This is a genomic window from Polaromonas sp. P2_G11, assembly GCF_056403595.1.
The window spans coordinates 289,815-305,403 of record NZ_JBFUFE010000002.1 but is presented as its reverse complement, the minus strand read 5'-3'; the positions used below and the strand labels follow the sequence as shown (position 1 = coordinate 305,403).

At 62.4% G+C, this 15,589-nt stretch carries 14 protein-coding genes; 8 read left to right on the top strand and 6 right to left on the bottom strand.

Annotated features, from left to right (window positions below; translation table 11 throughout):
- Positions 1-15: 15 nt before the first annotated feature.
- Both AC1DWQ_RS08055 and AC1DWQ_RS08050 read right to left on the bottom strand, forming a co-directional pair.
- Positions 16-1,719, bottom strand: coding sequence for a thiamine pyrophosphate-binding protein (locus AC1DWQ_RS08055; RefSeq protein WP_477669177.1), 1,704 nt, complete (start codon positions 1,717-1,719; stop codon positions 16-18).
- Positions 1,720-1,880: 161 nt separating this feature from the next.
- The gene (locus AC1DWQ_RS08050) at positions 1,881-2,189 is read right to left on the bottom strand and encodes a hypothetical protein (protein ID WP_477669176.1); all 309 of its coding nucleotides are present in this window, start codon (positions 2,187-2,189) and stop codon (positions 1,881-1,883) included.
- Between the two features lie 145 nt (positions 2,190-2,334).
- Here AC1DWQ_RS08050 and AC1DWQ_RS08045 point away from each other — a divergent pair, with 145 nt between their 5' ends.
- The 8 genes from AC1DWQ_RS08045 to AC1DWQ_RS08010 all read left to right on the top strand — a co-directional run bounded on the left by AC1DWQ_RS08045 (position 2,335) and on the right by AC1DWQ_RS08010 (position 10,266).
- The gene (locus tag AC1DWQ_RS08045; RefSeq protein ID WP_477669175.1) at positions 2,335-2,985 is read left to right on the top strand and encodes a TetR/AcrR family transcriptional regulator; all 651 of its coding nucleotides are present in this window, start codon (positions 2,335-2,337) and stop codon (positions 2,983-2,985) included.
- Between the two features lie 160 nt (positions 2,986-3,145).
- Positions 3,146-4,126, top strand: coding sequence for a Bug family tripartite tricarboxylate transporter substrate binding protein (locus AC1DWQ_RS08040; protein ID WP_477669174.1), 981 nt, complete (start codon positions 3,146-3,148; stop codon positions 4,124-4,126).
- Between the two features lie 93 nt (positions 4,127-4,219).
- Positions 4,220-5,383 (top strand): Gfo/Idh/MocA family protein, encoded by a 1,164-nt coding sequence (locus AC1DWQ_RS08035; protein ID WP_477669173.1) that lies wholly within the window; start codon positions 4,220-4,222, stop codon positions 5,381-5,383.
- 63 nt (positions 5,384-5,446) lie between these two features.
- Positions 5,447-6,628 (top strand): dihydrodipicolinate synthase family protein, encoded by a 1,182-nt coding sequence (locus AC1DWQ_RS08030; RefSeq protein ID WP_477669172.1) that lies wholly within the window; start codon positions 5,447-5,449, stop codon positions 6,626-6,628.
- Positions 6,629-6,781: 153 nt separating this feature from the next.
- Positions 6,782-7,747: a Bug family tripartite tricarboxylate transporter substrate binding protein gene (locus AC1DWQ_RS08025; RefSeq protein WP_477669171.1), complete on the top strand. Its 966-nt coding sequence runs from the start codon at positions 6,782-6,784 to the stop codon at positions 7,745-7,747.
- Between the two features lie 11 nt (positions 7,748-7,758).
- The gene (locus AC1DWQ_RS08020) at positions 7,759-8,460 is read left to right on the top strand and encodes an SDR family NAD(P)-dependent oxidoreductase (RefSeq protein WP_477669170.1); all 702 of its coding nucleotides are present in this window, start codon (positions 7,759-7,761) and stop codon (positions 8,458-8,460) included.
- 4 nt (positions 8,461-8,464) lie between these two features.
- A complete protein-coding gene (locus AC1DWQ_RS08015) occupies positions 8,465-9,355 on the top strand; it encodes an NAD(P)-dependent oxidoreductase (RefSeq protein ID WP_477669169.1) in 891 nt (296 codons plus the stop codon).
- 32 nt (positions 9,356-9,387) lie between these two features.
- Positions 9,388-10,266, top strand: coding sequence for a sugar phosphate isomerase/epimerase family protein (locus tag AC1DWQ_RS08010; RefSeq protein ID WP_477669168.1), 879 nt, complete (start codon positions 9,388-9,390; stop codon positions 10,264-10,266).
- Positions 10,267-10,299: 33 nt separating this feature from the next.
- Here the strand turns inward: AC1DWQ_RS08010 and phnD are convergent, their stop codons facing one another.
- The 4 genes from phnD to AC1DWQ_RS07990 form a co-directional block, all read right to left on the bottom strand.
- Positions 10,300-11,304: a phosphate/phosphite/phosphonate ABC transporter substrate-binding protein gene (phnD, locus tag AC1DWQ_RS08005; RefSeq protein WP_477669167.1), complete on the bottom strand. Its 1,005-nt coding sequence runs from the start codon at positions 11,302-11,304 to the stop codon at positions 10,300-10,302.
- Between the two features lie 13 nt (positions 11,305-11,317).
- On the bottom strand, positions 11,318-12,364 hold the full coding sequence (locus tag AC1DWQ_RS08000) for an ABC transporter ATP-binding protein (RefSeq protein ID WP_477669166.1): 1,047 nt from the start codon (positions 12,362-12,364) through the stop codon (positions 11,318-11,320).
- 108 nt (positions 12,365-12,472) lie between these two features.
- Positions 12,473-13,174: an HAD family hydrolase gene (locus AC1DWQ_RS07995; RefSeq protein WP_477669165.1), complete on the bottom strand. Its 702-nt coding sequence runs from the start codon at positions 13,172-13,174 to the stop codon at positions 12,473-12,475.
- Positions 13,175-13,328: 154 nt separating this feature from the next.
- Positions 13,329-15,533, bottom strand: a complete 2,205-nt coding sequence (locus AC1DWQ_RS07990; RefSeq protein WP_477669164.1) for an ABC transporter permease — start codon at positions 15,531-15,533, stop codon at positions 13,329-13,331.
- Positions 15,534-15,589: the final 56 nt, after the last annotated feature.

The following is a 15,589-nucleotide window of genomic DNA, read 5'->3' as shown; positions in this document are numbered from 1 at the left end:
GCATTGCTGCAATGGTTACGGCGCCTTGGCCAGAGCGTTTTGCGTAATCGCCGACAAGGTGCCACGCGTGGTGATGACTTCCGGATCCAGCGTGACCTCAATCACCGTGCCCTCCTTGCGAGCCAGCGCCGCAAGCAATTCCGCCTCAAACTCCGCGGTGCGCGTGATGCGCACGCCGGCGTAACCGTAGGCTCGCGCCAGCGCCGCAAAATCCGGATTGTTCAGGCTTGAACCACTTTGGTGTGTTGGATACTCCCGCTCCTGGTGCATGCGGATCGTGCCGTACATGCCGTTGTTGAGCAGCACGATGATGCTTTTGGCGCCGTGCTGCACGGCAGTGGCCAGCTCCTGGCCGTTCATCAAAAAGTCGCCGTCACCCGCGATGGTGAAAGCCATCCGTCCTGTCGTGATGGCCGCAGCAATACCGGCCGGCACGCCATAACCCATCGCGCCCACGGTGGGCGCCAGCTGCGTCTTGTGGCCTTTGACGAGACCGTGATGCCGAAAGAAACGATGCACCCAGCTGGCAAAGTTGCCGGCGCCGTTGGTCAGCACTGCATCCGCCGGCAGGTGCTTTTGCAGCATGCCGACGATGGCGGGCATGTCGATATCACCCGGCAGGTTCGCGGAAGGTGTCGGCTTGAGGTTTTCCAGGTAGTCCTCGTTCGCGGATGTGGTCCAGGCTTCCCAGGCCACAGACACCGGCGCCGTGAGGACCTCCAGCGATCGCGCAGCCGCGTTCATGGTGGCATTGATGGCCAGATCGGCCTGGTAGACGCGGTTGAGCTCCTCGGCGCTCGAATGGATATGCACCAGCTTTTGCTTGGGCCGGGGCGCCTCCAGCAACGTGTAAGTACCGGTCGTCATCTCACCCAGGCGCGGGCCGATGGCGATGATCAGGTCGCTGGCCTTCACGCGTGCGGCCAGCTTCGGGTTCAGGCCGATACCCACGTCGCCCGCGTAGAGCGGATGGTGGTTGTCAAAGGTGTCCTGGAAGCGAAAGGCATTGCCCACCGGCAACTTCCAGTTTTCGGCAAAGCGTTGCAGCGCCTGCGCCGACTGCGGCGTCCAGCCGCCGCCACCGGCGATAACGAGCGGGCGCTCGGACTTGAGCAGCATCTCGCGCAGCGTACGCAGCGAGCCCGGGTCGCTCCAGGCCTGCACGGCCTCCACACGCGGCAGCGGCTGCGCGGCCGTCATGCGCGTCAGCATGTCTTCAGGCAAGACCAGCACCACGGGGCCAGGCCGGCCGTTCATGGCGGTAGCGAAGGCACGCGCCACATATTCGGGGATGCGGTCGGCCTCATCGATGCGCTCCACCCTCTTGGCAAAGCCCTTGGTGCTGGGCCCGAAGAAACTGGCGTAGTCGACCTCCTGGAAGGCTTCACGGTCGCGGCAGTCGCTGGCCACGTCCCCCACCAGCAGCACCATGGGGGTTGAATCCTGGAAGGCCGTGTGCACGCCGATGGACGCATTGGTGGCGCCCGGCCCGCGCGTGACCATGCACACGCCCGGCCGCCCTGTCAGCTTGCCGTGCGCCTCGGCCATGAAGGCCGCGCCGCCCTCTTGCCGGCAAGTGACGAACTGAATCTTGTCCTGACGCGCATGCAGGCCGTCAAGCACCGCCAGGTAGCTTTCACCGGGAACGCCAAACGCATGGGTAACGCCTTGGGCCAGAAGGCAATCGACGAGAAGGTGGCCAGCGAGTTGGGAATTCATGAAGCCTATTGTGCCGCTGGAACAGACACTGGCGCAGCGACTGAATATGGGGCTCTTCAATCAAGCAGGGGCCGCGGAACCGGCTTTTGCCGGGCCGCAGGCGCCGCCCCCTTGAGGGGGGAACAGGCTACACGCAGTGAGCCTGGACGGGGGTGGAACAATTATTCAGGCGTAGCCGCGTCGCCATCGCCGCCGCCAGCCTCGAGGGCTTGTCGCGCCAGCTCTTCGTCACTCAGCGGTGGCGCTCCTTCAAGGGCCCTGAGTTCTTCGAGAAACTCTTCCGTGGGCTGCTCGTGTTCGAGCAGCACCTCTTCGAGCTTCTGCCGGCCGGTCTCTATATGCACCGAGGGAGAATGCAGTTCGGATGGCGGTACCGGAAATTTTTCGCCCAGTTCAAATTTGAGCGCCTCGGCCTTCTGGTCTACCCAGTTTGCGAAGTCGCCATCTTTCGGCGTGTCTGAATTGTTCATGGCCATCTCCTTTGCCTCAAGGGCACCGGCGCGGGCGGCCGGTACCTGCTTCATTATGGAGGTACCCTTGGCCGCTGTCTGTCATCCAATAACGATGCCGTCCGGGTATTCTTGCTTTAATTCACCAAATAGTTAAATTCTCGCCATGCCGACCCCTAAAACAAAGCCCGCCGAACCCCGTTCACGCGATGCCGACCGCTCCCAACTGGCCATCCTGCTGGCGGCCCGCGACGAGTTCGCGCAACACGGCCTGGGCGGTGCGCGGGTAGACAGGATAGCCGAGCGCGCCGACGTCAACAAACGCCTGATTTACTACTACTTCAAGAGCAAGGACGAACTCTTCCTGGCGGTGCTGGAAAACGCCTATGCCGACATCCGCGCCGCGGAAACAGAACTGCATCTGCGCGACATGGATCCGGCGCAAGCCATCCGCCGGCTCACGGAATTCACCTGGGAATACTACATTGCCCATCCGGAGTTTTTGACGCTTCTTAACAGTGAAAACCTGCATCAGGGGCGGCATCTGGCCATGTCCAGCCGCGTGCAGGAAATGAACTCGCCGCTGGTCCAGACGCTGGCGGAAATCCTGGAGCGCGGGCGCGCAGACGGGCTGTTTCGCGGCGGCATCGACCCGGTACAGCTTTACGTATCCATCGCCGGAATGTCGTATTTCTACCTGTCGAACAACCACACGTTGTCGGCCATCTTCGGGCGCGATCTCATGACGCCCAAAGCCCGCCATGAGCGGCTCTCGCACATGTGCGAAGTCATCCTAGGGTATGTCCTTAGAAACTGATCCTGAGCGGTCATTGACGCAGCGACGAGGCCATTTTTACAATTCGTAATTCACTTAATGGTGAATTACGAGTAAACTGCATTCCGGTACCCCAATAACACCGGCGGCATGCACAGGTCTTTCGCAGTCCTTCAATGACCCCTTTCAGGAGACAAAGCACATGAAATTCACACGTCGCGCAGCACTGGCCAGCCTCACCTGCATGGCGGCGCTGTCACCCCTGGTGGCCAGCGCCCAGGGCGCCTACCCCAACAAGCCCATTCGTGTCATCGTGCCTTTTGCCGCAGGCAGCACCACCGACATCATTGCCCGCGCCATCACCGACAAGATGAGCCAGAGCATGGGCCAGACGCTCGTGATCGACAACCGCGGCGGCGCCAGCGGCACCATCGGCCAGCAGGCCGTGGCCACGGCCGCGCCGGACGGCTACACCATCATGATCCACTCGTCCTCGCACACGGTCAGCCCCTCGACCTTCGCCAAGCTGCCTTTCGACACCATGGGTGACTTCACGGGTGTGACGCCGATCTCGAGCACGCCCAATGTGCTGGTCATGTCGCCGTCGAAAAACATCAAGACGCTGCAGGAACTGCTGGCCGCGGCGCGCGCCAAACCCGGCAGCATGAACTTCGCCTCGGCCGGCCAGGGCAGCGCCACCCACTTGAATGCCGAAAAATTCAAGCTCGCCGCCAAAATCGAAGCCACCAACATTCCCTTCAAGGGATCCGGCGAAGCGGTGACCGAAGTCATGTCCGGCCGCGTCGACTACTACTTCTCGCCGATCGCACCTGTCATCGGCCAGATCAAGAACGGCCAGCTCGTGGCTCTCGCGGTCGGTTCACCCAAACGCGCCAGCGCCCTGCCCCAGGTTCCCACCACGGCGGAAGCCGGCGTTCCGGGTTCAGAGTTCAACTTCTGGATCGGCATGATGGCCCCCGCGAAAACACCGCGCGACATCGTCAACCGCCTGCACGACGAAGTGATCAAAGCCCTGAACACGCCCGAAGTCAAGGAACGCTTCGCCGCCCTGGGCGCCGACGCCTGGACACTCTCGCCCGAGCAGTTCGACGCCTACATCAAGGACGAGATCAAGAGCAATGCCGTACTGGTCAAAGCTGCCGGCCTTCAGCCCACCCAGTAACTTCCGCCCAGTTCCCCGCAGCGTCCCTCCTTCCAATACCCGTGGCCGGGCCAAGGTGAGGCCGCCGCATTTTTCACCTCCTCAAAGGATCCCATGGCTACTCAACGACTAGGAATCATCATGCACGGCGTCACCGGACGCATGGGCATGAACCAGCATCTGATCCGCTCCATCGTCGCGATCCGCAAACAGGGCGGCGTCACGCTCTCCAACGGCGACAAGGTGATGCCCGACCCGATCCTGATCGGCCGCAACGCCGAAAAAATCGAAGCCCTGGCCAAAGCCCATGGCCTCGCGCGTTGGGGCACCGACCTCGACGAGGCGCTGAAGAACAAGGACGACACCATCTTCTTCGACGCCGGCACCACACAGATGCGCCCGACCCTGCTGGCCAAGGCCATTCGCGCCGGCAAGCACGTCTACTGCGAAAAGCCGATTGCCACCAACCTCAACGAAGCTGTCGAGATCGCCCGCCTGGCCGAAAAGTCCGGCCTGAAACACGGCGCCGTACAAGACAAACTCTTCCTGCCCGGCCTGCGCAAGCTCGACATGCTGCGCCGCGCCGGTTTCTTCGGCAAGATGCTGTCGGTGCGGCTTGAGTTCGGCTACTGGGTCTTCGAAGGCGACCTGCAGCCTATCCAGCGCCCCAGCTGGAACTACCGCACCGAGGACGGCGGCGGCATGATCCTGGACATGATGTGCCACTGGCGCTACGTGCTGGACAACCTGTTCGGCGAGGTCAAGTCGATCTCCTGTATTGGTGCCACCCACATTCCCGAGCGCTGGGACGAGGCTGGCAAGCCCTACAAGGCGACCGCCGACGACGCGGCTTACGCCACCGCCGAACTCATCGGCCACAGCGGCGAGCCGGTGATTGCCCAGATGAACATGTCCTGGGCCACCCGCGTGAACCGCGAAGACCTGGTCACCTTCCACGTCGACGGCACGCATGGCTCGGCCGTTGCGGGCCTCTCCTCCTGCAAGGCCCAGTCGCGCGTCAACACGCCGCGCCCGGTCTGGAACCCGGACGAGAAGCAGACGATGAATTTCTCTGACCAGTGGCAGGAAGTGCCGGACACCCAGACCTACGACAACGGCTTCAAGATCCAGTGGGAGCACTTCATCCGCCATGTGGTGGAAAACGAGCCCTACAAATGGACGCTGCCCGAAGGCGCCAAAGGCGTGCAGCTGGTCGAAGCCGCGCTCGAAAGCTGGAAAGAACGCCGCTGGGTGGACGTTCCAGCGCTACAAGTTTGATAGCTGCTCGCGCCCATCAGATAAGGGCTACAGGCACATTTTTCATACAGAAAAGGTAGATTCATGGCTTTAACCCTTTCCCTGCCTGTCGCCGCGGGCGGCCTGCGGCCTTACACGCTGCAAGGCCGCACACCGGTGAAGCCCGCACCGGGCGTCAAATTCAACCGCATCGCCTATTCGGCAGCTCACGTGGTGGCCGACCCATTGGCCGCAGTGGATCCCTGGGTCAACTGCGCGATCGACTGGGACACGACCATCGCCTACCGCCGTCACCTGTGGTCGCTGGGCCTGGGTGTGGCCGAAGCGATGGACACGGCGCAGCGCGGCATGGGCCTGGACTGGCCGACCTCGCTGGAGCTGATCCGCCGTTCGCTCGATGCCGCCAAAGACGTGCCGGGCGCACTGGTGGCTTCAGGCTGCGGCACCGACCACCTGGTGCTGGAAAACGTCAAGAGCGTCGATGAAGTCATCGCCGGCTACGAAGAGCAGATGGCCGCGATTGAAAAGCTCGGCGGCAAGCTGATCGTGATGGCCAGCCGCGCGCTAGCGCGCGTCGCCAAATCGCCGGCCGACTATGAGCGCGTCTACGACCGCATCCTGAGGCAGGCAAAACAACCGGTGGTGCTGCACTGGCTGGGAGACATGTTCGACCCTGCACTGGCTGGCTACTGGGGCAGCGGCAATGTCGAAAAAGCCATGGACACGGCCCTTGGCATCATCAACGCCCACCCCGACAAGGTCGACGGCATCAAGATCTCGCTGCTCGACAAGGACAAGGAAATCGCGATGCGCCGCAGATTGCCCACGGGCGTTCGCATGTACACAGGCGACGACTTCAACTATGCCGAGCTGATTGCCGGTGACGGTTTCGGGAAGGAAGCGATGCACGGCCAGAGTGATGCGCTGCTGGGCATCTTCGACGCCATCGCACCGGCCGCCAGCGCCGCGCTGGGCGAGCTCGCGCAAGGCAATGTCGAGAAATTCCACGCCATCCTCGGCCCCACGGTGCCGCTGTCGCGACACATTTTTGCCGCGCCCACGCGTTTTTACAAAACTGGCGTCGTCTTCATGGCCTGGCTTAACGGCCACCAGAAGCACTTCACGATGGTCGGCGGGCAACAGAGCACGCGTTCGCTGCAGCACTTCGCCGAACTGTTCCGCTTGGCCGATGCCGCCAACCTGCTTGAACAACCGGACTTGGCGACCCAGCGCATGAAGACGCTACTGGCGCTACACGGCATGTAATGGCTCCCCCCGTTGCCGGCTCACTGCGTGTAGCGGCCTCCCCCCTCAAGGGGGCGGCGCTGGCGGCCCGGCAAAGCCGGTTCCGCGGCGCCCGCTTGAAATGTTACCGAGCGCTTCCACTCAAATCGCTGAATAAATTTAACAGGAGACAACATGAAGACACGCACTTTCCTCAAGGCCAGCCTGGCCGCCGGCCTCGCAGCCGTCGCCTTCGGCGCCGCAGCGCAGGCTTATCCCAGCCGCCCGGTCAAGGTCATCATTCCCTTCCCGCCCGGCGGCACGCTGGATGCGGTGGGCCGGCAGCTGGCGCAAAAACTCGGTGAGCAGATGGGCCAGCCCTTCGTGGTGGAAAACCGTGCGGGCGGCAACGGCACCATCGGTGCGCACGTGGTCGCGCAGGCGCCTGCGGACGGCTACACGCTGCTCTTCAATGCCTCTACTTTCACCACCGCACCCATGACCATGAAGTCCGTGCCCTACGGTGTGGTGAAAGACTTCACGCCCGTCTCGCTCGTCGCCAAGGCGCCCTTGTCGATTGCCATCAACAAGAACCTGCCGATCACTGATGTGAAGTCGCTGATTGCCCACGCCAAGGCCAACCCCGGCAAGATGACGTTTGCGGTCGGCTCCATCGGCTCGGCCGGCCACCTATCGACCGAGCTCCTCAAGCGCGCCGGCGGCATCGAATACACCGTGGTGCCCTACAAGGGCACGGCGCCGGCTTTCCAGGATTTGATCGGTGGCCAGATTGATGGTTTCATCGACCCCATCCTTGGCTCGCTGCAGTACCACAAGAGCGGCCTGTTGCGCGTCGTTGCCATCACCGGCGACAAGCGCGTGCCCAACCTGCCTGATGTGCCAACCGTGGCCGAGACGATTCCCGGCTACGAGTTTTACAGCTGGTACGGCCTCTGGGGCCCGGCAAAATTGCCGGCAGACATCACGCAGAAACTTAACGCCGAAACCAACAAGGCGCTAGCCAGCGACATGCGCGAGAAACTCCTCCAGCAAGGCCTGGTGCTGACGCCCGGCACACCGGAGGACTTCGCGAAATTCCAGAACAGCGACATGGCGCGCTCACAGAAGATCATCACGGACGGGAATATCCGTGTTGAGTAACATGCACGACCATGGCCACTGAAGATGTGAAACGCGCCTTGGTCACGGGCAGCAGCTCCGGCATTGGCCTGGCCATTGCGCAGGCACTGCTTGACCAGGGGTGGGACGTCGTCGGACTGGACCTGGCGCCTGCGCGCATCGTGCATCCGGCGTTTTCCTCCACCGAAGTCAACCTGTGCAACACCGAAGCGACGGAACGTGCCGTGCGTTCAGCGGGCGGGGTACAAGCGCTCATCCACGCCGCCGGCGTGCTGCGCGTGGGCCCGCTCGGCGCGCTTTCCGGTGAAGACTCGGCGCTGATGTGGCAGCTCCATGTGGATGCCGTCATGCGCATCGCCAACCTGGTGGTACCCGCCATGGCACAGGCCGGCGCAGGCCGCGTGGTGCTGATCGGAAGCCGCGTGGCACGCGGCATGGCAGGCCGCAGCCAGTACGCAGCCACCAAGGCCGCGCTGGTGGCGCTGGCGCGCAGCTGGGCTGCTGAAACCGTGGCTTCGGGTGTCACCGTCAATGTGGTGTCCCCGGCCGCCACCGAAACAGCCATGCTTGCCGACCCGGCTCGAACGACGGTCCCGCCGAAGCTGCCGCCGCTGGGCCGGCTGATCCAGCCGCGGGAGATCGCCGCGCTGGTCACCTTCCTGCTCTCACCCGACGCCGCGGCCATCACCGGCCAGGAGATCCAGATCTGCGGAGGCGCGTCGCTTGCGGCGTGAAGGCATGGCCGCAAACGCTGTCGGCATTGTCGGTCTGGGCCTCGTCGGCACCGCGCTGGCGCAGCGCCTGATGGCCGCCGGCTTCCAGGTCACCGGCTTCGACCTGCGCGAAGAAGCCCGCGCGGCCCTCACCGCCCAAGGCGGCCGCGCTGCCGGCACCCTGGCCGAAGTTGCCAATGCGGCTTCCTGCATGGTTCTGGCCGTCTTCAATACCGACGATGTGCTCAAAGTGGTCGAAGGGCCGGGTGGCCTGCTGTCCGTTTTCGGCGTTCGCAGCATCATCGACTGCTCCACCGGCACACCTCACGAACTCGAAGCCCTGGCCGCGCGGCTCGCAGCACGCGGCATCAACTTCATCGAAGCGCCGCTCTCGGGCTCCAGCCAGCAGATCGCCGCCGGTGAAGCCACCCTGCTGCTGGGTGGCGAGGCCGGGGCATTGCAGGCGTGCGAATCCGTTCTGGCCGCCATTTCAGACCAACGCATCCACGTCGGTGGCGCCGGCATGGGTGCCAAAGCCAAGCTGGCCACCAACCTGGTGCTAGGCCTGAACCGCGCAGTACTGGCCGAAGGCATGGTCTTCGCCGAAAACATGGGCATTCCCCCCGAGCAATTCCTGGCGCTGGTGCTGGCCAGCCCAGCCACGTCAGGCGCGGCCGAGGCCAAGGGCCGGATGATGGTGGACGGGGACTTTACGCCGCAGTCGCGCATCCACCAGCATCTCAAGGACGTCAGGCTGATGATTGACAGTGCCGCGGCCCAAGGCCAGAAACTGCCCTTGTCCGAAGCCCATGCAGCGCTGATGCGCGCAGCGATTGCCGCCGGCGATGGCGAGCTCGACAACGCGGCCATCATCCGCGAACTGCGCCGGCAGAAAACCGCGCCACCGTCCAACTGACTTCACTAAAACTACACCCCTACCTTTACCGCATGCGTAATTTTTCCCAGGACCACCGCTGGCTCTCCATCAACACCGCAACCGTGCGCAAAAGCCGCGGCGTCGAGCAGCCGCTGACCACCATCATCGAAGCCTGCGTGCAGCGCGGCATCAAGGCGATTTCGCCGTGGCGCGACCAGGTCGCGGCCGCCGGCCTGCCCGCTGTTTCGAAACTCGTCAAAAACCACGGGCTTGAACTCTCCGGCTACTGCCGCGGCGGCATGTTCACCGCAGCCGACGCCGCCGGCCTGCAGGCTGCCCACGACGACAACCGCCGCGCCGTCGATGAAGCCTGCGAGCTCAAGGCCGCTTGCCTGGTGCTGGTAGTGGGCGGTTTGCCCGGCGCGCTGGCCGGCAAGGCGGCACACAAGGACCTGGCGCTGTCGCGCAGCCAGGTGAGCGACGGCATTGCCCAATTGCTCGAATACGCCAGAAGCTGCAATATGCCACTGGCCATCGAACCGCTGCACCCCATGTATGCGGCAGACCGCGCCTGCATCAACACCATGGAGCACGCACTCGACGTCTGCGACGCGCTCGACCCCTCAAAGAGCGGCGCGCTCGGTGTGGCGGTGGACGTGTACCACGTGTGGTGGGACCCCAAACTGCAGCCGCAAATCGAACGGGCAGGCAAGGAGCGCCTGCTCGCCTTCCATACCTGTGACTGGCTGACGCCCACGGCCGATTTGCTGAACGACCGCGGCATGATGGGAGACGGTGTGATTGACATCCCGAAAATCCGCGGCTGGATGGAAGCGCAAGGGTTCGCGGGTTACAGCGAGGTGGAGATCTTTTCCACCAGCAACTGGTGGCAGCGCGAAACCGGCGAGGTGCTGGACACCTGCATTGCCCGGCACCGCAGCGCAGTGTAAACAGGCCTCTTCATTCTGCTGGCAGACGGGCTGCTAAACGACCATCTTGAGGCGGAGCTCCAGACGCGAACCTCGCTCTATGGCCTGCGCAATCCGGGCCTGCCGTTCAGTTGCAGAAAGTGTCTTGTCGTCGTTGATGGCCTGGCGGGTCTTGAACATTTCCAGGTCGGCAATAGGGATCAGTTGCCGGTTACTGGAAGACCGGAACCGGGACAAGCCGTTGACAGCCAGGAGGATGCGCTTTTCGCCAGGATCGCTCTCTGCAAACCCGACGACGAACTTCCGGATGGACGCCTTCAACGGGTCCGGCAGCGTTGCCTTCCAGAGCAATGGGGATTGCGGTATGAGGGGTGATTCCCAGATGACTTTTACCTCCCTGGCAAGGTCCGCAAAGTCGCGCTGAAAGAATGCAAGCTCTTCATTGTTGGCCGTCGCCACATCAATTTGCTTTTTCGATACCTTCAGCAGGTTTTGCTGGTGGCTCCCAGTCTCCACTGACTTGAAAATTTCCGCGGGCTTGCTCACGCCATTCTTGGAGAAAGCAAAATACAGCGGCACCAGATGCCCGGACGTACTCTTGGGATCGCCATCGCCAAAGCGCAGGCCGGAAGCATTTTCAATCAGCGGCTTGAGCGCCTCGATTTGCGAACTGCGATGGGTCACCAGGATCGATTTGTAGCCCACGCTGCCGTCCCCCGTGACCATCTGCGCAAAAACACCACCCGCGCCGGAGGCCACCACATCCAGAGCAGGAACATTGCCCATCCAGGCCAGATCTATTTCCCCACCAATGAAGGCGGTTACCAGCGCGCCCTGCGACTCATAGACACGCAGATCGATCGGACGGCGGATGGCCGCGCCCAGGAGTTTGACGAAGGGCTCCCAGCTCGCGCGGGTCTCCGCAGCCGCCCTGGGCGAGATCAAACCAAATGTCAGCATCGGCTCTGCAGCAGGCTGCGCCATCACTGGTGAAGCAAGCAGTGGCCCGGCGCACAGCCCGGCAAGGCCGTGGAGGACAATTCGACGTTGAAGGCTCATATCATTTTCTCCATCAGGCTGAAACAACAGAAACACCCCGTTCGGGCAGGTGAAGGGTTACGGCATCACCCTGGAACCAGTCGGATGCCGCGTCCGGGGACACGACGAAGATGGGGCCCAAGCTGGTGTCGACAGTGAACTCGCGGACACTACCCAAATAGGCTTTCTTGGAAACCACACCGGGCAAACCTTCATCTCCGGGCGGTGCAATCGTCCAGGCTTCAGGACGAATGGCCGCTTTCACCGCACCAGGCTCGACGGGATGCAGGGCTTTCACACGCAGCGCTCCCACCTGGATCCGGCCGTCCGCAAATGCCTCGCCGGGAAACAGCATGGCCTCACCCATGAATCCAGCAACAAATTCGCTGTTGGGACGCTCGTAAAGCTCCGACGGGGATCCTGCCTGGGCAATCACCCCCTGGTCCATGACAATGATCTGGTCGCTTACAGCGAGGGCCTCACTTTGGTCGTGGGTGACGTAAGCAACGGTCAGTCCGAGGCGCTGCTGCAACCCGCGGATTTCTTCACGCATGGAGCGCCTCAGCCGTGCATCCAGATTCGAGAGCGGCTCGTCAAACAGCAGTACGGACGGCTCCAGCACCAAGGCACGGGCGACGGCTACACGCTGCTGCTGCCCGCCGGACAGCTCACTGGGCAGCCGATCGTCATAGCCGGACAAACCGACCGCCGACATGGCGACCTGCGCGCGCTCAAGCAGCTCTTTGGCATGGACACCACTGACGCTCAAGCCATAACCCACGTTCTCCAGCACGCTCATATGCGGGAACAAGGCATAGCTCTGGAACACCATGCTGACGTTGCGTTCGGCGGGTCCGAGATGGGTCACGTCACGGCCGTCGATCAGGATTTGGCCCACACTGGGCGTCTCAAGCCCGGCAATCATGCGCAGGGTCGTGGTTTTTCCGCAGCCCGAAGGTCCCAGAATCGTCGTCAGCGTGCCTTTGGGAACGGTAAAACTGATTCCTTTGACCACCAAGGGCGATGGATCGCTCCCATAACGTTTTTGCACGTTCTTGAATTCAATGCCGAGTTGGCTCATGTGCAGACTTTCTTTGTTGATGTGAAAGAAAAAGAAGACAAAGAGGATAAAAATAGCAAGGTGAAAGCGATGCCGGCGGACAGCTGTTCCGCTGACGGCTTCTGCCCATCACGCAACCGCCGCATGGAGCTTTCCCAAAAAATCACTCGCGATAAGTTCGTTGTAGTCGCGCACGCTGGCAATCACGTGCGGCCCCGAGAGCTCTTCAGCGCTATGGCTGGTGCAAACCGCCACAGCCCGCATGCCGGCCCGCCGCGCGGCTTCTATGCCAAAGGGCGCATCTTCAAACACGACGCAGGCGGCGGCCGCAACCTCCATGCGTCGTGCAGCCTCCAGAAATATGGCGGGCTCGGGTTTCCCTGCCAGGCCTTCGTCGCCACCTACAACAGCATGAGGCGGGGACACCATGGCAAGCCCGGCCATCGCAAACGCGATGTTGTGCTGGTCACCCGCAGTTCCCACACCCACTTTGAACCCCCGCGCCATCGCCAGCCCGGCAAAGGCCTTGAAGCCCGCAACCTCGGCAAACACCGGCGCGAAGAGTTCTCGATAAATGGCTTCCTTTTCCGCAACCAGCAGCCGCGCCTCTGAAAGTTCAATGTCACGCTGGAATAACTGGTTCATGGACTCGGTGCCGGTGCGCCCGGTGGTGCGCCTGAGGATGTCAGCCAGCGCCATCTGGACGCCGTGCCGCCTCGCGAACTCGCTCCACGACCTGGCATGCCACGGCATGGAGTCGATCATGGTTCCATCCATGTCAAAGATCAGTGCGTCAGTTCCAGATGCACCGAGCGGGGCTTGTAGGGTCATCAGTTACTCCTGTCTCAAAGACGCTTTGATCAATGAAACGTTGAATCCGCCATAACGCCTGGCTATGCTTTTGAAATCAGTGCCTGCCTGAGTCATTGGTAAATATCCTTGTTGTACGCAAAAGGAGGCGGTCTGGAATGTCATTGACGGTGGACTACCGGTTGGCACCTACCGTGCGCCGCCCCAGCTTGCGTTCGCCAACAAGGAACTGGATCAATGCCGTGGCCATAGACATCAGGACGATCAGCACAGTGCAGTACGCCAGCGCCACGCCATAGTCGCCAGTTCCTACCCTGCCAATGATGTAAGTGGTGGCCAGCTCGTACTCGGCCGTCACCAGAAAAATGACGGCGGAAACCGTGGTCATCGAGCGCACGAAGCTGTAGACCAGTGCGGCAACAAGGGCCGGCTTGAGCAAAGGCAGCACCACGCGGCGCAAGGTGGTCAGGCTGCTGGCCCGCAGCATGACAGAGGCTTCGTCGAGGGACCGGTCCAGCTGCTTGAACGATGCCGTTCCGGCCCGAACCCCGACCGGCAGATTGCGAAACACAAAGCACAGGACAATGACCAGGCCGGTACCCGTCAGCTCCACCGGCGGCACGTTGAAAGCCAGGATGTAGCTGACACCCAGCACCGTGCCGGGAATGGCAAACGTCAACAAGGCGGAAAATTCAAACAGGGCCTTGCCCCTGAATTCGGTCCGCGCCAGCAACCAGGCGATCAGCAAGCCGATGCTCGCGCAAACCGGGGCCGCAATGGCCGAAAGCGTGATGGTATTGAACAGGGACGCCCAGGCAGTTCCTGCCCAAAGCAGGCCATGCTCACCCCATTGCATGTCAAACGCAGTTTTGAAGTGCATCAGGGTTAGCGTGTAATCGCGCCCCCAGACTTTGACGAACCCACCCGCGAAGGCGAAGAAATAAACCACCATCGTGAAGGCGAGCCAGGGGCCTGCGACCCAGGTGCACAGGCGGCGCACCCCTGTCGGCAGTGCCATGGGCACGCCGGCGTCGCCTTTGCCGGAAACGGTGGTGAAGCTGGTTTTACCCAGGATGCGCCGCTGCACGAAGAAGACCGTCAACGCAAACGTCGTCAGCACCAGGGCCAGGGCCGCGGCCATACCCTGGTCCAGTGACGCACCCACAATGGCAAAAAAGATTTCCGTTGAAAGGACTGCATAGCCGCTACCCAGAATGATGGGGTTGCCGAAATCGGAAATGCTTTCGATAAACCCCACCAGAAACGCATTGGCCAGGCCAGGCGCCAGAAGCGGCAGCGTGACGGTCAGGAAGGTTTTCATCCGGCTTGCGCGGAGGGTCTGCGCCGCCTCTTCCAGGGATGGGCTGATGCCCTGCACCACGCCACGCATGATCATGAAGGCAATGGGTGTGAAAGCAAACAGCTGCGCGAGCCAGACGCCAAATACACCATAGAACCAGCGGGTGGGCGTAACGCCGAAAGACCACTCCATCAACTGGTTGACGATGCCGGCGCGGCCAAACAGCAGGATCAAACCCAGGCCCACGACAAACGGTGGCGTGATGATGGGCAGCATGGCCAGGGCGTTCAGTGGTTTTTGCAGTCGCTTGCCGGCGCTGCGCTCGGCGATGAGCGCGATCATGGTTCCCAGCACGGTCGTGCCAGCCGCGGTCAGCAGCGCCAGGTACAAGGTGTTCCACGCCACGCCGCAACTGGTCCCGCCACCCAGGCACCCGACACCCCACACGCGCGCAGTACCGACCCGCTCCCACAAGGCCCCCAAGGCAAAGCCTCCGTCTTCGGCATAGAAGGCAGCGGACAAGGACTTGGCGACCGGAAACACCACAAACAGGCACAGCAGTGCCGCGCATCCCACGACCGCGGCGGCCACAAACACGTCGCCACGGAAATAGCCCAGACGCGCGATGCCGGATCCCAGCAGCATGACAAGACAGACCAGGACCACAAAACCGCCCCAGCCGATGCCAAATTGCCCCTGCGGGAGCGTGCCCAGAGCCGCATTGAGCCATTCATACGACCACCCCGTGGCCCCGATCATGAAACCGCTCACACCCAAACCCAGCAGGCCGGTTACGGCGCCTGCCACCAGCACAGCGCCCTGGCGCCTGCTGGCAGGCATCAAGGCGCCGCATCCCGCCACCAGCAGACCGGCCACGCCGGTCCAGAGCCAGTCCCGGCCATGCATGGCAGCCTGCGTCAGCCCGTTGGCCGTCACAGGTTCGGTAAAAAGCCTGGGCAAGGCAAAGAGCAGCGAGCCACTTTGCAGGTAGTACCACGGCAGCGCCAGGTAAGCGGCTAAGCCGATGAGCACCCAGACGTAAATCGTCCGCTGGGTTCGTTCAGTGAATTGGACTGGCATGGGAGTGGCAAAAATAGTGGCAAAGATTCGAGCTGGATCGGCAGCTCTTTAGATTG

Excerpts from the sequence above, each read along its gene's own strand:
- AC1DWQ_RS08010 (WP_477669168.1), top strand. The coding sequence starts at position 9,388 with ATGCGTAATTTTTCCCAGGACCACCGCTGGCTCTCCATCAACACCGCA.
- AC1DWQ_RS07995 (WP_477669165.1), bottom strand. The coding sequence starts at position 13,174 with ATGACCCTACAAGCCCCGCTCGGTGCATCTGGAACTGACGCACTGATC.
- phnD (WP_477669167.1), bottom strand. The coding sequence starts at position 11,304 with ATGAGCCTTCAACGTCGAATTGTCCTCCACGGCCTTGCCGGGCTGTGC.
- AC1DWQ_RS08020 (WP_477669170.1), top strand. The coding sequence starts at position 7,759 with ATGGCCACTGAAGATGTGAAACGCGCCTTGGTCACGGGCAGCAGCTCC.
- AC1DWQ_RS08030 (WP_477669172.1), top strand. The coding sequence starts at position 5,447 with ATGGCTTTAACCCTTTCCCTGCCTGTCGCCGCGGGCGGCCTGCGGCCT.
- AC1DWQ_RS08015 (WP_477669169.1), top strand. The coding sequence starts at position 8,465 with ATGGCCGCAAACGCTGTCGGCATTGTCGGTCTGGGCCTCGTCGGCACC.
- AC1DWQ_RS08045 (WP_477669175.1), top strand. The coding sequence starts at position 2,335 with ATGCCGACCCCTAAAACAAAGCCCGCCGAACCCCGTTCACGCGATGCC.
- AC1DWQ_RS08000 (WP_477669166.1), bottom strand. The coding sequence starts at position 12,364 with ATGAGCCAACTCGGCATTGAATTCAAGAACGTGCAAAAACGTTATGGG.
- AC1DWQ_RS08025 (WP_477669171.1), top strand. The coding sequence starts at position 6,782 with ATGAAGACACGCACTTTCCTCAAGGCCAGCCTGGCCGCCGGCCTCGCA.
- AC1DWQ_RS07990 (WP_477669164.1), bottom strand. The coding sequence starts at position 15,533 with ATGCCAGTCCAATTCACTGAACGAACCCAGCGGACGATTTACGTCTGG.
- AC1DWQ_RS08050 (WP_477669176.1), bottom strand. The coding sequence starts at position 2,189 with ATGAACAATTCAGACACGCCGAAAGATGGCGACTTCGCAAACTGGGTA.
- AC1DWQ_RS08040 (WP_477669174.1), top strand. The coding sequence starts at position 3,146 with ATGAAATTCACACGTCGCGCAGCACTGGCCAGCCTCACCTGCATGGCG.
- AC1DWQ_RS08035 (WP_477669173.1), top strand. The coding sequence starts at position 4,220 with ATGGCTACTCAACGACTAGGAATCATCATGCACGGCGTCACCGGACGC.
- AC1DWQ_RS08055 (WP_477669177.1), bottom strand. The coding sequence starts at position 1,719 with ATGAATTCCCAACTCGCTGGCCACCTTCTCGTCGATTGCCTTCTGGCC.